16 protein-coding genes and 2 pseudogenes are annotated in these 17,137 nt (G+C 70.9%); 12 read left to right on the forward strand and 6 right to left on the reverse strand.

Going from position 1 to position 17,137, the window contains the following annotated elements:
- Positions 1 to 255 precede the first annotated feature (255 nt).
- Positions 256 to 783 (forward strand): DUF305 domain-containing protein, encoded by a 528-nt coding sequence (locus OV079_RS03070; protein WP_267766123.1) that lies wholly within the window; start codon positions 256 to 258, stop codon positions 781 to 783.
- A 129-nt stretch (positions 784 to 912) separates the two neighbouring features.
- Here OV079_RS03070 and OV079_RS03075 read toward each other — a convergent pair whose 3' ends face one another.
- A complete protein-coding gene (locus OV079_RS03075; protein WP_267766124.1) occupies positions 913 to 1,680 on the reverse strand; it encodes a MerR family transcriptional regulator in 768 nt (255 codons plus the stop codon).
- A 36-nt stretch (positions 1,681 to 1,716) separates the two neighbouring features.
- Positions 1,717 to 2,196, reverse strand: a complete 480-nt coding sequence (locus OV079_RS03080; RefSeq protein WP_267766125.1) for an NUDIX hydrolase — start codon at positions 2,194 to 2,196, stop codon at positions 1,717 to 1,719.
- Between the two features lie 68 nt (positions 2,197 to 2,264).
- Between OV079_RS03080 and OV079_RS03085 the strand changes: the two genes are divergently transcribed.
- The 5 genes and pseudogenes from OV079_RS03085 to OV079_RS03100 all read left to right on the forward strand — a co-directional run bounded on the left by OV079_RS03085 (position 2,265) and on the right by OV079_RS03100 (position 6,891).
- Positions 2,265 to 3,212 carry a hypothetical protein gene (locus OV079_RS03085; RefSeq protein WP_267766126.1) on the forward strand — a complete coding sequence of 316 codons (948 nt, stop codon included), beginning with the start codon at positions 2,265 to 2,267 and terminating at the stop codon, positions 3,210 to 3,212.
- Between the two features lie 614 nt (positions 3,213 to 3,826).
- A complete protein-coding gene (locus tag OV079_RS03090; RefSeq protein WP_267766127.1) occupies positions 3,827 to 4,090 on the forward strand; it encodes a hypothetical protein in 264 nt (87 codons plus the stop codon).
- A 14-nt stretch (positions 4,091 to 4,104) separates the two neighbouring features.
- On the forward strand, positions 4,105 to 5,409 hold the full coding sequence (locus OV079_RS03095) for an HlyD family secretion protein (RefSeq protein WP_267766128.1): 1,305 nt from the start codon (positions 4,105 to 4,107) through the stop codon (positions 5,407 to 5,409).
- A gap of 842 nt (positions 5,410 to 6,251) precedes the next feature.
- A pseudogene (locus OV079_RS57150) lies at positions 6,252 to 6,626 on the forward strand (lipase family protein); the annotation flags it as partial.
- A 124-nt stretch (positions 6,627 to 6,750) separates the two neighbouring features.
- Positions 6,751 to 6,891 carry a hypothetical protein gene (locus OV079_RS03100; protein ID WP_267766129.1) on the forward strand — a complete coding sequence of 47 codons (141 nt, stop codon included), beginning with the start codon at positions 6,751 to 6,753 and terminating at the stop codon, positions 6,889 to 6,891.
- Positions 6,892 to 6,956: 65 nt separating this feature from the next.
- Here OV079_RS03100 and OV079_RS03105 read toward each other — a convergent pair whose 3' ends face one another.
- Positions 6,957 to 8,603: an alkaline phosphatase PhoX gene (locus OV079_RS03105; protein WP_267766130.1), complete on the reverse strand. Its 1,647-nt coding sequence runs from the start codon at positions 8,601 to 8,603 to the stop codon at positions 6,957 to 6,959.
- 253 nt (positions 8,604 to 8,856) lie between these two features.
- Here OV079_RS03105 and OV079_RS03110 point away from each other — a divergent pair, with 253 nt between their 5' ends.
- A complete protein-coding gene (locus tag OV079_RS03110; protein WP_267766131.1) occupies positions 8,857 to 9,888 on the forward strand; it encodes a serine/threonine-protein kinase in 1,032 nt (343 codons plus the stop codon).
- A gap of 153 nt (positions 9,889 to 10,041) precedes the next feature.
- Here the strand turns inward: OV079_RS03110 and OV079_RS03115 are convergent, their stop codons facing one another.
- The gene (locus OV079_RS03115; RefSeq protein ID WP_267766132.1) at positions 10,042 to 10,884 is read right to left on the reverse strand and encodes a metallophosphoesterase family protein; all 843 of its coding nucleotides are present in this window, start codon (positions 10,882 to 10,884) and stop codon (positions 10,042 to 10,044) included.
- Between the two features lie 119 nt (positions 10,885 to 11,003).
- Between OV079_RS03115 and OV079_RS03120 the strand changes: the two genes are divergently transcribed.
- From OV079_RS03120 to OV079_RS03130, 3 genes and pseudogenes are all read left to right on the forward strand, one after another.
- Positions 11,004 to 11,249 carry a carboxymuconolactone decarboxylase family protein gene (locus OV079_RS03120; protein WP_267766134.1) on the forward strand — a complete coding sequence of 82 codons (246 nt, stop codon included), beginning with the start codon at positions 11,004 to 11,006 and terminating at the stop codon, positions 11,247 to 11,249.
- Positions 11,250 to 11,369: 120 nt separating this feature from the next.
- On the forward strand, positions 11,370 to 11,588 hold the full coding sequence (locus OV079_RS03125; RefSeq protein ID WP_267766135.1) for a carboxymuconolactone decarboxylase family protein: 219 nt from the start codon (positions 11,370 to 11,372) through the stop codon (positions 11,586 to 11,588).
- Positions 11,589 to 12,002: 414 nt separating this feature from the next.
- A pseudogene (locus OV079_RS03130) lies at positions 12,003 to 12,880 on the forward strand (DUF3179 domain-containing (seleno)protein).
- Positions 12,881 to 13,101: 221 nt separating this feature from the next.
- Here the strand turns inward: OV079_RS03130 and OV079_RS03135 are convergent.
- A complete protein-coding gene (locus tag OV079_RS03135; RefSeq protein WP_267766137.1) occupies positions 13,102 to 14,307 on the reverse strand; it encodes an FAD-dependent monooxygenase in 1,206 nt (401 codons plus the stop codon).
- 113 nt (positions 14,308 to 14,420) lie between these two features.
- Here OV079_RS03135 and OV079_RS03140 point away from each other — a divergent pair, with 113 nt between their 5' ends.
- Positions 14,421 to 15,353 carry a LysR family transcriptional regulator gene (locus tag OV079_RS03140; protein ID WP_420829389.1) on the forward strand — a complete coding sequence of 311 codons (933 nt, stop codon included), beginning with the start codon at positions 14,421 to 14,423 and terminating at the stop codon, positions 15,351 to 15,353.
- 133 nt (positions 15,354 to 15,486) lie between these two features.
- Positions 15,487 to 16,302, forward strand: coding sequence for a DNA alkylation repair protein (locus OV079_RS03145; protein WP_267766139.1), 816 nt, complete (start codon positions 15,487 to 15,489; stop codon positions 16,300 to 16,302).
- Positions 16,303 to 16,312: 10 nt separating this feature from the next.
- Here the strand turns inward: OV079_RS03145 and OV079_RS03150 are convergent, their stop codons facing one another.
- Positions 16,313 to 17,086 (reverse strand): helix-turn-helix domain-containing protein, encoded by a 774-nt coding sequence (locus OV079_RS03150; protein ID WP_267766140.1) that lies wholly within the window; start codon positions 17,084 to 17,086, stop codon positions 16,313 to 16,315.
- Positions 17,087 to 17,137: the final 51 nt, after the last annotated feature.

A 17,137-nucleotide genomic window follows, 5' to 3' on the forward strand; every position in this document is an offset into this window, starting at 1 on the left:
TTCTGCACGCCGCGCGGGGGTCAAGCGCGCCCTCTCGCCGAGCCCGCCGGTCCTGGCACGTCGGTTCGCGGCTCGCCGAGCTCTGCTGGCCGCCCCTGAGCTTCGTCCTGCGATTTCTCCGCCGGCGGTCGTTGCGCGAGGGCACGCCGAGGAGTTCGTCGGCCTCGGCTCCTCCGGTTCGAAGCTCTCACGGCGCGGGGCGCCGCCGGCGCTGTCTCCGACGGGTATGCCAAAAGCAGGCTTTGCCCGGAGACGATGATGCAGATCTTTCGCTCGATCCTTTCGCTCGTCGCGCTCGTCGGCGTCGTCGCCTGTGATGACACCCAGGCCGAATGCGCGGGGCCCCGGTCCGATGTCGAGTTCATCGACGCGATGGTCCCCCACCACGAGATGGCGGTCGAGATGAGCAACAAGGAGCTCGCGGACGGCACCGATCCGGAGGTCCAGGCGATGGCCCAGGGCATGCACGACGCCCAGCTCGCCGAGATCGCGCAGATGAAGGCCGTGCGCGCCGAGCTGACCGGCTCCGACGAGGTCCCGGAGCGTCACGACGCGCAGATGCAGCAGATGGAAGCCGACATGAAGAAGCTGGCGGCCGCCTCCGGGGCCGAGGTCGATCGCGTGTTCGTCGAGGAGATGCTGCCGCACCACGCAGGAGCCATCACGATGGCCCACGAGGCCCTGCCGTACCTCGAGCGCGAGGACATGCGACAGTTGGCCCACAAGATCATCCGCGACCAGGCCGCGGAGATCGGGCAACTCGGTGCGATGCTCGATGAGTAGGCGACTGGAGGTCGCGCCCGAGAGCGCGGCCCGCCCGTGAGAAGACGGGCCCGCTCCGCCGGCCGCGCCTCCCCCGGCCTCGCACGAGAGCATCATGGAGGCTCCTCGTGGGGGAAGACGATGCCGACGTCAGGCCGGCGGCTTCGCGCGCTCGGCGTTGGCGGCGAAGGCCGCGGCGGCGTAGGCGGCGAGGCCCGGCGTCGTCTTGTCGATGTTGGCGGTGAAGCGCGGGTCGTCGACGTAGAGGCGGCCGAGGTTGCGGTGGAACGCGGGCGAGCAGGGGTAGAACCAGCGGTCGATGTGCCGGCGGTGGGCCTCGGCGGCGTCCATCGCCTCGGGCGAGTCGGGCGCGGCGCCGGCGGTCATGAGGGCGCCGAGTCGCTCGAAGGTCGCGGCGGCCTCGTCCTTGATCTGCTGCCAGTCGCCCTTGCCGTAGCCGGCCGTGCGCCGCTTCGACTCGCGGAACGCCTCGGTGTGGCCCCAGCGCGCCTCGGCCTCGGCCTCGTGCTCGCTGGGGTCGAAGCCGTCGAACATCTGCTTCATCTCTTCGGGTGTCATGGGTCGTTTGCTTTCCAGGCGCGCGATGGCGGCGTCGACCGCCGCGAGCAGACTCTGCAGCTGGACGGCCTTCTCGCTCAGCAGCTGCCGTTGCATGCGCAACGACGCGCCGATGTCGAACTCCGGGTCGCGCATGATCCTGCAGATCTCCTGCAATGGAAACTCGAGCGCCCGGAAGAACAACACCTGCTGCAGGCGAGACAGGTCGGCCTCGCTGTAGAGCCGGTAGCCGGCGCCGCTGCGACCCGAGGGGCGCAGCAGGCCGATCTCGTCGTAGTGGTGCAGCGCGCGGACGCTGACCCCGGCGATGCTCGCGACCTGCTTGACGGTGAGTGCCATGAAGATGTCTCGCGCCTCACCGGCAGGGATAGGGCCTCACGTCGCGTGAGGGTCAAGCGCGACCTGCAGGCGCGCGAGCTCGTCGAGGAGGTCGACCTGGGCGGGGTTGATCTTGGTGCGCGCGGCGGCGAGCGAGAAGAACTCGGCGCGGTCGACCTCGGGGAAGCTCTGGCGCTTGCCGGAGCGCGGCGGCCACTCGAGCTCGAAGGTGTTGCTGCGCAGCGCGGCCGGGTCGCAGTCGCCGCGGCAGGCCCAGGCGTGGACGACCTTGCCGGCGCGCTGGCGGATCGGCGAGAGCGCGTGGAAGGGGCCGGGGAGCGCGACGCCGGTCTCCTCGGCGAACTCGCGGCGGGCGGCCGTCAGCGGATCTTCGTCGGGGCCGAACTCGCCCTTGGGGATCGTCCACGCGCCGGCGTCTTTGCGCGCCCACAGCGGGCCGCCGGGGTGGACGAGCAGGACCTCGAGATCGGGGCCGTGGCCGCGGAACAGCAGGATGCCGGCGCTCTGCTTGGGCATGCCGGCAGTGTAGCCCGGGCCGGCCGGGGCTCGCGTCGACGCGCGCGGCTTCGGCATAGACTGGGCGGGTGATGGAGGCGCCGGGCCCGTTCTTCTTCCTGGTGCGCGACGGCGTGGTGGCGCCCGAGCTGCTGACGCCGCTGCTCGCTCGCCTGCCGCCCGAGCAGTACGTGCGGACGCGCGTGCGCGACGGCGAGGGGTTCGACTCGCAGCGCTGGCCGGTGGCCCGCGATGCGGCGCTGGCGAGCGCGCTGGCGCGGCGCTTCGCGGCGCCGGAGGTCGCTATGGCGCGGGTCGAGGTCGAGGCGGCGGCCGGGGACGCGCCGCGGCTGCGCTCGCTGATGCGGCGCGCGGGGGCGCGGTACGTCGCGGCCGCGGGCGGCGAGCCGGCGCTGTTCCGGCAGTGGTGGAGCGACGCGACCGCCGACGACCTGGCGCTGTTCGCCGAGCCGCCATGGCCGGCCCCGGCCGCGGGGGTGGTGCTGAACCTGTGCTCGGCGTACCACGCGGCGGCCGACGGCCTGTACGCGTTTCACGTGCATCGCCGGCTGCCCGGCCCGAGCGCCGAGGCGGTCGTGCAGCTGTTCAAGCACGCGCTCGCCGACGGTCTCATCGACGCCGCGGGGCTCGTCGACGCGGCGGTGGAGCTGGTGACCGCCGGCGAACCACACCTCGCGGCGCGCCGCGGCGCGGCGGATGAGCGAAGCGATCGCCGACGCGTGCGCCGAGGTCGGGTCCTCGGCGAGGGGGAGCGCGAAGAGGATCGGGCCGCGGCTGCGGTCGCTGTGCTCTGCTCCTTCGTCGAGGCCTCGCTCGCGGCCCACGTCGCGGCGCATCCGGAGGACGAGTCGGTCTGTCCGTCCGTCGACGACGCGATGATCGGACGAATGTTCGGTGGAGCGGCCGCAAGCTGTCGTCGTGTTAATGTGTCGAGCTCCGGAAACGCTCGGGTCCATCTTTCTCACGTGCATGCGGCATGTCGTGCAAGCTTGTTCCGCCGTCCTGTGTTAGGGTAGCTTCGCTTCCATGCGTGTGGTGACCGGCTGGAGACTCGCGTTGGCGCTGCTGATCGCAGTGTCGACCGCGTTGCTTTTCGCCACCGGCGCGCGCATGCGAATTTGGAGGGCGCGAGCGAGGAAGTCTGCTCGGTCGGGCAACACGACGTCCCGGTGGTCTCGCGCCAGCAAGATTCGTTCGATCGTTCGGCCCGGCGAGACGAGACCAATCCGGTCCTGCCGCCGCGGTCCGATGATTACGCGATTGTCATGCTCGACGCGTTCTCGGCCTGGTCGTTGCCGGCGCCGAGCGCGTCGCCTCGCACGCCCGTGAGAGCGACGCAGCAGGCGCGTGGGCCCCCGGCCGATCGGTGTTGAGCGCGAAGCGCTAGACGTCTGCACGTCCGCCGTCGATTCGCCGGTGGTCCGTCGCAGCATGTAAAACCTCGCACGATCACCCATCATTGTCGGCTCGCGTCGGACCGTCCGGTCGATGCGGTGTCAGGCCGCGCCTTGGGTCTTCATCGGCCCGGCGAACCACAACCTGCCTCTTCTCCTGCCCGAGCCGTGCGCGGCCCGTGGCTGGGCCGCGCTTTGTCTCGCGCGTGGCACGCCCCGTCGATCTCAATCCGCCCATGCACTCGATGTCCGATCCGTCTCGCTTTTACGCGCGCGTGCCCGAGCCGTGGGCCGGCGTCACCGGTCGCGGGTCGTCGCTCCAGGCCGCGAGCGCCGCGGCCGACTGCGACCAGTCCTCCGGGTCGAGCGCGACGCTGCCGGCCGGGCTCGGGGCGGCGCGCTTCACGGTCGAGACGCGCGCGCTCGAGCTCGAGGGCGTGCGCGAGCGGGTCGCGCGGGTCCGCGGGGGCGGGCACCAGCGCGGGAGCGCCGGCTGCTGAGAGCCGAGGAGTCGATGGACGCACCGCTCCACATCGTCCCGTTGCTCGACGTGTCGCGCGCCAGCCTCCTGTCGGTCCGCCAGCCGCGAGGGACCCACCTGGCGGTCCGGCTGATGCTGCTGGCGCTGCTGCTGTTCGTGGCCGCGCTGGCGCTGGTGCCGTGGCAACAGAGCGTGCCCGGGCAGGGCCGCGTGATCGCCTACGCGCCGCTCGACCGCCAGCACGCGATCGAGGCGCCGATCGACGGGCGCCTGCAGACCTGGCATGTCGAGGAGGGGACGCACGTGAACGCCGGCGACCCGATCGCCGACGTCAGCGACAACGACCCGGAGATCCTCGCGCGGCTCGAGCGGGAGCGGCTGGCGATCGAGGCGCGCAGGTTCGCGGCCGAGAGCTCGGTCGCCGTCTCGAAGGCGAGGATCACCGCGCTCGAGCTGAGCCGCGCGGCGCAGTCGTCGTCGGCGGGGCTGCGGGCGCGGATGGGTCGCGACCGTCAGATCGCGGCCCAGCGAGCGGTGGACGCGGCGGTGTCGGCCGCCGAGACGGCGCGCCTCAACCTCGCGCGCATGCAGGCGCTGTTCGACGAGGGGCTGGCGTCCAAACGCGACCTCGAGCTGGCGCGGCTCGATCAGGCCACTTGCGCGGCCGACCTCGACGCGACGAAGGCCTCGCTCAAGGCGAGCGTGCGCGAGATCGGGGCGCTCGACGCCGACGCCCAGGCGGTCGACACCACCGCGCGGGCGAGCATCGAGGAGGCGCGCAGCAACCTCGCGTCGGCCGAGAGCAACCTCGCCGCCGCCACCGCCGACCTGGTCCAGCTCGAGGTCCGGATGGCGCGGCAGCAGCGGATGAAGATCGTCGCGCCGCGCGACGGGACGATCTTGAAACTGATCGGCCGCCACGGCACCGACATGGTCGCGGCCGGCGACGCGATCGCGACCTTCGTGCCCGACATGGGCGCGAGCGCGGTCGAGCTGTACATGTCCGGCAAGGACGGCCCGCTCATCGCGGCGGGGCAGCGGGTCCGCCTGCAGTTCGAGGGTTGGCCGGCGGTGCAGTTCATCGGCTGGCCGTCGGTCGCGGTCGGCACGTTCGGCGGGGTCGTCGAGTTCGTCGACGCGCTGGCCGACGAGAGCGGCACCTTCCGCGTGGTGGTGTCGCCCGATCCCGACGACCTGCCGTGGCCCGACAGCCGCTGGCTGCGCCAGGGCGTGCGCGCCAACGGCTGGGTGTTGCTCGAGCGGGTCCGCCTCGGCTTCGAGGTGTGGCGTCAGCTCAACGGCTTCCCGCCCGCGCTCGCCCCGTCGGCGGGCTCGTGACGCGAGCGAGATGTCTCGAAGGACAGGTGGATGCGGAGCGCCGACCGCCGCGGCGTGGGCGACGGCGCGGACGGTTCCGCGCCGCGCGATCGAGTGATGCCATTCGTCGCGCGGAGGCGAGCGGCGCGGGGCGGGCGCGGCCGCGGAGAGAATATGCATAGATGTCCGATCGGACATTCAACATAAGCGCCTGACTCGCCGGTTCGCGGCAGTTCGCGGCGCCGCCCGAGCCGCGCCCGTCGCGGGCCGCGTGGCCGGGGCGCGGGCGCGCGTCGAATGGCGAATATCAGCCCGAGACGCACACTGGCAATGGTCGCCTCGCTCGAATGTGAGCCGCGGGCGGCGCGGCCGACATGACGTATTTTTTATCGTTGCGCCGCGATCCGAGCGATCCAAGAACCTCGGTCGAGTCCGGACCCAATACCCGGATCGGGAGACGAAACATGCGGCTCGAACATGCATTCACGAAGTGCCCGGGGACCAAGAAGGGCGATCCGGCAGAATACCTCATCGACGGCGTCAACGAGGGCCAGTACGACCACGGGGTGGTGGAGCTGCTCTCGGCCGCGTCGGCCTGGTCCTACGCGGGCCTGGGGACGTACACCGATCGGCTGTGTCAGATGGGCCTCGAGGGCGAGGTCGTGGGCATCTGCGTGCGCAACGACGCGATCCTCGTCGACGCGGCGGCCTACCTGTACCAGAGCGCCGACAAGCGGCTCGGGATCCTCACCCTCCGCGGCGTCGCGCAGGACGACATCATCCCCTGGTTGACCGACCCGCGGGCGACGATGATGCCGTTCCCGACGGTCGGCTCGGCCCACGGCGGCCTCTATCGCAGCGGTATGGCCATCTGGCCGACCCTGCGCGAATTCCTGGCAGCGTTGTACACGGGCAAGCCGCTCGGCAAGCGGCTGGTCGAGCTGTCCCCGAAGAAGCCGGGGAAGCGGCCCGAGAGCGAGGTCGAGCAGGTCGGCAAGAAGAAGCCGCAGCTCGAGGCGCTCTACATCACCGGGCACAGCACGGGTGGCTCGCTCGCCGGTATGGCGACGGCCGGTATCCATATCGACCCGAAGTTCGCGCCGATGCGCCCGCTGGTGCGCGGACTGTATGCCTACGGCCCGGCGATGTTCGCCGACCCGACGCTCGCCAGGACCCTCGACAAGCTGTTCGGCGACAAGACCTATCGCTTCATGTACGAGAACGACTTCATCACGAAGATGCCGCCGCTGGCGGTGGGGCGCTACGAGCACTTCGGGCGCCAGATGGTCTCGTCCAGCCGCGACGGAGTGTGGGTCGAGGAGCAGGCTGGACCGCCAGATCCGGGCGCATCTGACGGCGAACGTGGTCGGTGCGGTGGCGCGGTGGAAGGACGCGATCTATCTGTCGATGTCCCCGACCATGCGGTACGCGTGGGGCGACCACTCGCCGACCAACTACATGCGGATCTCGCGGAACGCTTACGTCGGCCTCGGCCATCCGTGAGCGGCGAGGGCGGGCTCGGGCGCAGGCCCCGAGCCCGCCCGGTCGATTTCGGAGCGCGACGGCGGTCAGACGTCGCCGCGCTCGCCGGCGTCCACGGCCGCGGGGCGGGTGATGCCGCGCAGGACCGCGACGCCGGCGGCCGCGAGGGCGAGGTCGGACAGCGGGTCGCTGCGCGTCGTGTCGCAGCCGCACCCGGCCGGCTCGCCCTCGGCGCCGCCGCTGTCGCTGTCGCCGGTCGCAGGCGATTCGCCGGTGCTGCCATTCGTGGTCGGGACGTCGCCGGTGGTCGGATCGCCGGTGTCGCCCTCGGTGCCGCCGGCGCTGCCGGCCGAGGTGGTCGGCGCAGGACCGTCGCCGGTGGTGCCGTCGCCGGTGGTGTCATTGCCGGTGGTGCTGTCGCCGGTGGTGCCGTCGCTGTCGTCGCCGCTGGTGCCGGGCCGCTCGACCGCGGGAAACGGGCCGCGAACGGCGAGGGTGATGCCGTCGCCCTGGATGTTGACGAACAGGGTCTGGCCGTCGGGCGAGAAGCAGACGCCGGCGAATTCGCTGTCGCTGTGGGCGTTGCGCGCGAAGTCGTAGACCTCGCCGGTGGGAGCGAGGACGCGGACGAAGTTGTCGCCGTCGCCGTCCTCGGCCATGAACACCTCGCCCCACGGCGCGACGCAGATGTTGTCGGGCATGTCGAGCAGGTCCTTGTCGTCGGAGCGGGCCAGCAGCTCGAGCGTGGCGCCGCGTTCCCGATCGACGAGCTTGAAGATCTGGCCGCCCGCCGCCGGGCCGCCGCTGGTCGAACAGACGTAGACGGCGCCCTCGAAGAACCAGATGCCCTCGCCGCGGATGAACAGCGCGGCGCCGCGGTCCTGGGCCTGCTCGCGCAGGCTGTCGTCGGCGGGATCGGGCTCGTCGATGTCGACCCATTCGCACTCGACGGTCTCGGATACGTCCATGAGGGTGGTGAGGAACGTGTCCTGATCGATGACCTTGAGCGCCTGCAGCTTGCCGGTGAACGGATCGGCCCTGTCGGCGGGTACGAAGCGGTAAAGACAGCTGTCGGCGCGGTCCTCGGTGAGATAGGCGACGAAGGTGTCGGGGTCGACGCAGGCGGCCTCGTGATTGCAACGACCGTAGCCGACGATCCGCTGCGGCATCTGGACGGTCTCGGCGTCGGTCCGGCACAGGAACACGTAGCCGTGGCCGTCGTCCGTGTTCTCCTCGCAGCTCAGCCAGCCCCACGGCGACAGGCCGCCGGCGCAGTTGCGGATCGTGCCGACCAGCACGAGGTTGCTGGCGAGGACCTCGAGGGTGGCGCCGTCGAGCACGGTGCGCGTGACGCCGCCGACCGCGTCGGGATCGTAGGCCTCGGGCGGCGGGTCCTGACCGGGGCCGTACGGGCTGTCGGCGGCCTCCGGGCTGAGCTCGTGGTTGCGCATGAGGACGATGGTGCCGTTCGGCCCGGCGAACGCTCCCATCGCGTCCGGGGCGCCCGGGACGCGATAGCCGTCGGTCATCGCGTCGCCGGTCTGGCTGACGATGGTGTACGAGAAGCCCGCGGGCAGGTCGAGCAGGCCCTCGGGGTCGGGGACGAGGGCGCCGTAATCGGCGCGTGCGGTGCGATGATAGGAGAACACCAGGGGCAGGGACGCGGCGGCGGCCATCGCCGCGCCGCCGCGCAGGAAGGTGCGACGATCGAGCATGGGGTTGTACGGACGCATGGCGCGCATCCTGGTGAAAGCGCCGAGTGCTGACAAACGACGTCTCGGCCGATGATTCGGCGCGAATGTCACGACCCCACGGTGAATGTCACGAGTCCACCGCGCGCGGGCGCGCGTGACCCGGCCGTGACGCGCGCGCGGGAGCAGTCCATTTCCCGGGATAGAGACGGGGGCGCTCGCGCCCCGATCGAAGGCGCGCTGCGGGCTGACGGCCCCGAGCGGCCCGGGGTTCTGTGTTACCCTGGACCCGCAGGTGCAGGACTCCCTCCCCGTCGGCACGCTCATCGACGACCGCTACCGCCTCGTTCGGCTGTTGCGGAAGGGGGGAATGGGCGAGATCTACGCCGCAGAGCACCTCCACACCCACAAGCGGGTGGCCATCAAGCTGCTGCGCGAGCCGTGGAGCCGCGAGCCGGTGACGCGCGAGCGGTTCAAGCGCGAGGCGCAGGCGACGGCGCAGATCGTCCACGACCATATCGTCGAGACGCTGGACTTCGGGGTGACGCCCGACGGGGTCTGCTACCTGGTGATGGAGCTGCTCTACGGTGAAGACCTGCAGGCCACGCTGCTGCGCGAGGGCCGGCTGCCGCTGCGGCGCGCGGCCGACATCGTCCTGCAGATCTGCAGCGCGCTGGCCGAGGCGCACCGCCACGGCATCATCCACCGCGACCTCAAGCCGGCCAACTGCTTCCGCGTCGGCTTCCGCGGGGTCCAGGACTTCATCAAGCTGATCGACTTCGGCATCGCCAAGCGGCTGCCCCGCGGCATCGACAACATCAGCCAGGAATCGGTCGCTCTGACGGCCGAGGGCACGATCCTCGGTACGAGCTTCTACATGGCGCCGGAGCAGTCGACCGGCGGACCCATCGATCATCGCATCGACGTGTACGCCGCGGGCGTGCTGCTGTTCCAGCTCGTCACCGGCAAGCTGCCGTTCCGCGGGCCGACGCCCGCCGACACGTATCGCCTGATCCTCACCGCCGAGGTGCCGTCGGCCCGCAAGACGGCGCCCGAGGCCGAGCTGCCCGCGGCGCTCGACGACCTGTTCCGCAAGGCGCTGCGCAAGCAGCCCGACAAGCGCTACGGGTCGATGGACGAGCTCGCGGCGGCGATCGCGGCGGTGATGGCACATGCCGCGAAGGACAGGCCCAAAGGCGACGGCGCGACGGCGGCGGCCCGCGACGCGGCGGCCGCGAACCGGCGCGGGCTGCGGATGGTCGGCACCGTGGCGCTGGCCGCCGCGCTGGTGACGGCGCTGGTGATCGCGCTGATCTGGCGGATGTGATTCGGGACATGTCCCGAGGGACATGCCCATTCAGGCGACGTCGAGGTCCCGCTGCAGGACCGGCCGGCGCTGGCCGCCGCGCTGGTGACGGCGCCGGTGATCGCGCTGATCTGGCGGATGTGATTCAGGACATGTCCCGAGGGACATGCCGATTCAGGCGACGTCGAGCACCCGCTGCAGGACCGGCCGGCGGTACTCGGCGCCGCCGGTGAGCACGGTCAGGTTGGCGAGGATCTGCGCCTCGCCGGCGCCGTGGGTGTGACCGCAGAGGACGGTGAGCCGGCGGTCGGGCCAGGCCTCGGCGGCCTCGCGCAGGGCGTCGCCGACGGCCGCGCAGGTGAAGTAGGGCTGCCAGTCGGCGTCGGAGTGGCGGCCCTCGTGCCAGCAGGCCGCGGCGAACGGCGGCACGTGGGTGACGACGACGACCTCGGCGAACTCGCGCAGGGCGTCGCGCAGGAGCGGGCGCAGGGCGGCCGCCTCGGCGTCGCCGCGAGACCGCAGCTCGGCGTGCAGGTGGCTGCGGCTGGTGCCGCGGAACCGCCGCGGGTCGGCGCGCGCGACCGGGTCGATGGTGCCGGCCAGCTCCTCGATGTGGAAGAAGTCGTTGAGCACGACGGGCGTGCTGTCGGGCTCGCCGTTCCGCGCGTCGGCCCAGCCGTCGCAGCCGATCAGACCTGTCCGATCGGTCAGACGCACGACGCCGGCCGCGGGCAGCCACGAGAGCCGCGGCCGCCGGGCCCCGAGGTCGAGCACGGCCGCGCGCACGGCCGCGACCGAGCTGCCGTAGTAGTCGTGGTTGCCGAGGACGAAGTAGATGGGCCCCGGCACGCCCTGCGCGAGCAGGCGCAGGTGATGCTCGAGGGTCTCGGCGTGCGAGAGGTCGCCGCTCAGCACGAGCGCGTCGGCCCGCGGCGCGGCGAGCTCGGCCGCGAAGCGCCGCACCTGCCCGTCGTCGAGGAAGTCGAGGTGGATGTCGGTCGCCCAGGCGAGGCGCACGAGCCGAGCATAGCCCGATCCGTGGGCCTGGCGGCAGACGAAGGACCTTGCGGGTTTCGCCGGGCGAGGCGGGGCCGCGGACCTCCCCGCGGCGCGCCGATCGCGGTACAGTGGTCCGCATGGCATGGATCCGGATCGTCGACCTCGAGCACGCTGACGGCCTCCTGGCGCGGATCTACCGCGCCGCGATCGCGCGCGCAGGGAAGATCTTCAACGTGCTGCGGATCCAGAGCGTGCAGCCGCGCGTCCTGCAGGCGTCGCTCGACCTGTACCGCGAGTTGATGTTCGGCCCCGGGCCGCTGTCGCGGGCGCAGCGCGAGATGATCGCGGTCGCCGTGTCTCGCACCAACCACTGCGTGTATTGAACGCGCGCGCACAGCGACGACCTCCGGGCCGAGGTCGAGGCACAACCCGATGTCCACGCGATCGCCGACGCGCTCGAGCGCGACCCGGATCGCGCTGCCCTGTCGCCGGCCGACCGGGCGATGATCGACGTGGCGGTGGCGCTGACGCGCGACAGCCGGGCGCTCGATGCGGCGCGGATCGAGGACCTGCGGGCGCACGGGTTCGACGACGTGGGGATCCACCAGATCGTGCAGATCACGGCGCTGTTCAACTATTACAATCGCCTGGTCGACGGGCTCGGCGGCGAGTTCGAACCCGAATGGGGGGAGGACCCACTGGCGCCGGATCGCAAGCGGTGAGGCCTGACGCCGGTCAAGGGTGCGTGGAGGATCGGCCGGGAGGCGGCGGCGCGGGGCGAGCAGGAGACAGGGCGTGCGCGGCGGTGTAACCTGCCGACCATGCCCTCCCATCGTCGTCCGTTCGTGCTGCTCGGCCTCGGCGCGCTGCTCGTCGCCCTGGCGACCCTCGTCACGCCGCTGTGGGTGATGCGCCCGTTCCGGCCGCAGGGGCCGACCGAGCTGGCGGTCGCGCTGTGGGTGCTGCGCTTCGGGCCGTGGCTGCTCCTCGGGGCAGGACTCATGGCCGTCGCTGCGGTGGTGCGCGCGTGGCCCGGCGGGTGGTGGCGGCGGATCGGCGCGGTGGTGATGCTCGTGCTGACGCTCGGCGCGGGCATGTTGTCGCGGATCAACGTGTTCGAGAAGATGTTCGAGCCGATGCCGGCGCCGCGCTTCGCGGGGGCGAGCGAGTCGGGGCTGCCCGACGCGGCGATCGTGATGGCGGTGCGCGTGGGGGAGCAGGCGCGCGCGTACCCGGTCGAGGTGATGGCGTATCACCATGTGCTCAACGACGTGGTGGGTGATGCGGCGATTGTCGTGACATATTGAACGCTCTGCCACACCGGTCTGGTGTGGAAGCGGACAATCCAGGGCAAGACGCTGACGTTCCACCTCGCGGGGATCCACAACCAGAACTTCCTCATGCGCGACGAGGAGACGGGGAGCTTCTGGCAGCAGGTCAGCGGCGAGTGCGTCGCCGGGCCGATGCGCGGGGCGCAGCTCGAGCGGGTCCACAACGACGAGCTGACGGTCGCGCGGTTCCGGGCCGAGTCGCCCGGAGGACAGGTGTTGCTCGGTGAACCTGGCTATTCGGACAGCTACGAGCGCGACTGGGAGCCGGGGATCGACAAGTTGCCGACGGTGGTCGACACCCGCGATTCACCGCTGCCGCCGCGCGCGCTCGTGGCGGGGGTCGCGGTCGGAGGCAAGGCGAGGGCGTACGAGGCGAGCCGGCTGGCGGCCGAGCGGGTGATCCTCGACGAGCTCGGGGAGGTGCCTGTCGTGCTTGGTCGGGCGGGGGACGCATGCTGCGAGCATTCGACCGCCGCGTCGATGGCAAGGCGCTGCTGCTCGCGCCTGCCGATGGCGAGCATCTGCGCGACGCGGAGACGGGGAGCCTGTGGGACTTCCGGGGCTGCGCGGTCGAGGGGCCGCAGGCGGCCGCGAGGCTGTGTATGACGCCAGTTCCCGTCCTCTGGGACTATTGGTTCGATTGGAGGGCGTACAACTCAGAGACCGATATCTACGGGCGATGACGGCAGCCACCTTGACGCGAACATCGTGGAGGTGCCAGACTCTATCCGCCGGCGCAGCGACCGGCTCGACCTCGGCGACCAGCTCGACCGTTGGCCTGTCCGGGACCCCCTCGACCTGACGCTCGGTTCCCGGCCTGCCTTGGCCCCGTTCGAGCACGAGGAGAGCTCGGGAGAGGCATTATTCACGCAGGGAGGGCGCGGGCGATTCGGGTTCGTGGAGCTCAGGGGAGCCTCACGCGATCCGGGTAGTCCTTGAGGGCGAACGGCAGCGTCAGCGCTCCGAAGTCGGGGATGCCGCCGGTGGGATCGCTCTCCCCCTCGTCCTTCGATACGTACGCGCTGGTGTTCTGCTCCAGCGCGATGTCCTGATTGCGAGTCACATAGGCGCGCAGGCCGTCCTCGTAGGCGGCGAGCCCACGGACCAGATCATCCCGGTGCAGGGCGAGCTCCCCGGCCAGGACGTACGCGCCGACCATCGCCACCGAGGTGGCTTGACCCGTGCCCAGCGAGACGGCATAGCCGGCATCGCCGACCAGCACGATCCGCCCGTGCGACCAGCGGTGCATGCGGACCTGACTCAGCGAGTAGAAGTGGAAGTCGGACGCGCGCAGCATGTGCTCCGTGATCTGCGGGATCACCCAGCCCGCGCCGGCGACGCGGTCGGCCAGCAGCCGCTTCTGCGCCGCGCTGTCACGGACGTCGTAGTCGAGCCCCTTCGGGGCGTTGAAGCCGAGATAGACCCTCGCATCGAGGTCCTTGCGCAGTCCCATGACCAGCGCGCCGACCGAGTCGGGCTCCTGATACATAACTTGCCATCGCTCGAGGCCGAGGAAGTTCGGCATGCCGAAGGTAGCGACGTACAGGTCACCGAAGGCGTGGAGGAACTGCGCATCGGGGCCGAAGGCGATCCGCCGCACCCCCGAGCCCACGCCATCGGCGCCGATCACCAGCTCGAAGCGGCGAGGCGCGGCGGTGACGAACGTGACGTCGACGCCCGACTCGTCTTGGGTCAGCGACGCGATCGAATCGCCGAAGACGTATTCGACCTGGCTGCCCACGGCTTCGTACAGCACCTCGCAGAGGTCGTCGCGCAGGATCTCGACATCGGGGCTGTCGAGCCGGCCGCCCGTCAACGTGCTCTCCGTGCTGCGAAAGATCTCTCGACCGGCAGAGTCGACCACGGCGATGCCCGTCAGCTTCGTGCTCCGATCGCGGAGCGTGGTGAGGATGCCCATCCGCGCCGCGACCTCCAGGGCCGGGCCGCGCACATCGAGCGCATGACCGCCTGGACGCAGATGCGGCGCGCGTTCGACCACCGTGACCGCGAAGCCGTGGCGGGCGAGCCAACAGGCGATGGTGAGGCCGGAGATGCTGGCGCCGGAGACCAGCACCCGTGGGCCGGGGCGTCGGGGATTCGTCGAGCTCATGGCCGCCGGTGTACCGTCTCCGCATCGAGCCGTCCAAGACATTGATCGCAATCTTATGATACTCTTTTGGCAACGGTCTCGAACGCATGGAACTCCGACACCTGCGCTACTTCGTGACGATCGCCGAGGAGCAGAGCTTCCGCCGGGCCGCCGAGAGGCTCCACGTCTCTCAGTCTCCGCTGAGCCGGCAGATGAACGATCTCGAGGAGGAGATGGGGGTCGAGCTCTTCGAGCCCGACGGCCGCGGGATCAAGCTCACCGCCGCCGGGAAGGTCTTCGCGGAGCGGGCCAGGAGCATCCTGGGGAGCGTCGACGCGGCCGTCGAGGAGGCCAAAGAGGTCGCCGGGGGCAGGCTCGGCACCGTGGTCCTCGGGTTCGAGCCGGGAGCCACGTTCACCGGCGCGTTGGCCTCGCTCGTGGCGGCGTTTCGCAGACGTGCTCCGCGCATCGGTCTCCAGCTCATCGCCATGAGCAGCGCCGAGCAGTGGGTCGCGCTGCGCGACGGGACGATCGCCTTTGCCTACGGCAACTACGCTGCCACCGACGACGCCTTGACCTGCATGGAGATGACCCGGGACCGGCTCGGGATGGTGCTCGCGCACGATCATCGGCTCGCGCGGCGCACGAAGATTCGGCTGCACGATCTCGCGGGAGAGCGGGTGATCCTCGAGCCGCGTCGGCTCTACCCCCACCTCCATGCAGACATCATTGCCGCCGCCCGCGCGCAAGACGTGAGCCTCGCCGTGATCTCGGAGGTGCCCGATCTGGAGGTCCTCCTGGCGCTGGTGGCGATCGGTGACGCGGTGTCGTTCCTCCCCCGAAGGACCGCGGCGCTGGTGACTCCGATGAGCTCGGTGGTGTGGCGTCCGGTCGTCGACCTCGACATCAAGCTGTCCGACGTCGTCACCTGGCGGGTGAAGGACGCGGATACACCCGTGGTGCGGGCGCTCATCGACAGCGCTCGCGAGGTCCGGCCTCTCCTGCAACACGACGCCGGCCTCGTGGCGTCCGCGCCATCGGGCCGGAGGCGACGCAGGCAGCGCTGAGGCATCGCGGCGTGTCCCCTCCGCACGCAGGTCGACGGTTCGGCCGGTGTCGTCATGGCGGACTCACGGGTGAGCGATCGTCGTGCGACCTCGCCGCTTGCGCGCGGCGATGGCCTCCGCTAAGGAGGCGAGCATGCCGCAGCAGATGACGCTCTCTCAGGTGATGCAGCAGCTCGAAGCCCAGGGCGACGACAAGGTGCGGCAGCGGTACGTGCGCGACGGCGCCGGGGACAACGTGTTCGGCGTGCTGCTGGGGAAGATCCGCGGCCTCGCGCAAGCGCTGGGCACGAACCACGCGCTGGGCCTGGAGCTGTGGGCCAGCGGAAATCACGAGGCCCGGATCCTGGCCTGCATGTTGCTCGATCCCGGGGCGCTCACGGAGAAGGAGGCGCGCGGGCTGCTCGAGCCGCTCTCCAATGTCACCCTGGTGGACGAATTGGTCGGACGCGTGTTCGTGCATGCGCCGGTCGCCGAGGCGCTGCAGACCCGCTGGATGGAGGGTGACACGGAGCTGCCGCGTCGGGCCGGGTGGAAGCTGCTGGCCGGCCGCATCGCTCGCGGGCTCGTCAAAAACCTCGACGTCGAGGCCACGCTCGCGCGCATCGAGCGGGAGCTGCCGGCCACCCCGTACCGGGTGAAGGAAGGCATCAATTACTGCCTCGTCTGGATCGGCCTCCACCTGCCGGCGTACACGGAGTCGGCGATCGCCATCGGCGAGCGTTTGGGCCGGTGGGACACGCGGCCCATTCCGAAGGGCTGCACGTCGAGCTATGCGCCGGAGTGGATCGCGGCTGCGCTCGCGCTGCGAAGAGGCGAGAAGACCGAGGCGCGTCAGGCGATGGAGGCGGCGTCCGCGAAGAAGAAGAAGAAGAAGAAGAAGAAGAAGGCCGTTCCGGCCAATAAGAAGAGCGCCGCGAAGAAGGCCGCCGCCTCGAAGCGGGCGCGCTGAGCTCCCGGCATCACGCCCGGGTCGTCGGCGATTTTGCGTAGCGCGCCGGCGTCGTCCCGACCAGCCTTCTGAAGTGACGCGTCAGCTGCGCTTGATCGCAGAACCCGACGAGCGGCGCCACCTCGGACGCACGCACGCCGCGGACCAGCAGCTCCTTCGCGCGGGCGATGCGAAGCCGCGTCAGATAGGCATGCGGCGGTAGTCCGATTTGCGTCCGAAACGCGCGGCACAGGTGGAACTTGTCGAGCTCCGCGTGCTCTGCGAGATCGGCGAGCGTGAACGAGTGGCCGAGACGCTCGCGGATGTACTCCATCGCCCGTCGCACCGGACGCGAGTAGTCGGGATAGGCGTGGCGGAGCGTCGCCAGCGTGCCGACCGCTTCGGCGATGGCGACCTCGAGCGTGAGGCGGTCGACGCCGGCGCACACTGCGTCGATCAAGCGATGAAAGGGGGCGGCGCGTCGGTCGTCGGCCTCGAGTTGGGGGATCAGCGCCGTCTTGCCTTCGCGCTGGACATGGGCCACGTCGCTCGTCGGCAGCGTGACGCTGATGAACGTCGTCGGTCCGTGACGGACGAGGTCGCGATGCACGTCGCCCGGCTGCTTCATCAGGACGCATCCGGGCGCGGAGCGCCAGACCTTGCCGCCGGCCCACCACTCGCTGTCACCGTGCTCGATACGACCGACGCCGTAGTGGTCCTTCATCCCCGCGTGCAGCGAGGCGATCGTCGCACGCACCGCGCGAACAGCCGGCGACGAGACAGGGATCTCGACGGAGCGCTCCATCGCCCGATCCTACACCCGCGGGCGCGCCGGCGCTCGTGCGTTCTCGGCGGA

Source organism: Nannocystis pusilla, from assembly GCF_026626665.1.
GTDB lineage: Bacteria > Myxococcota_A > Polyangia > Nannocystales > Nannocystaceae > Nannocystis > Nannocystis pusilla.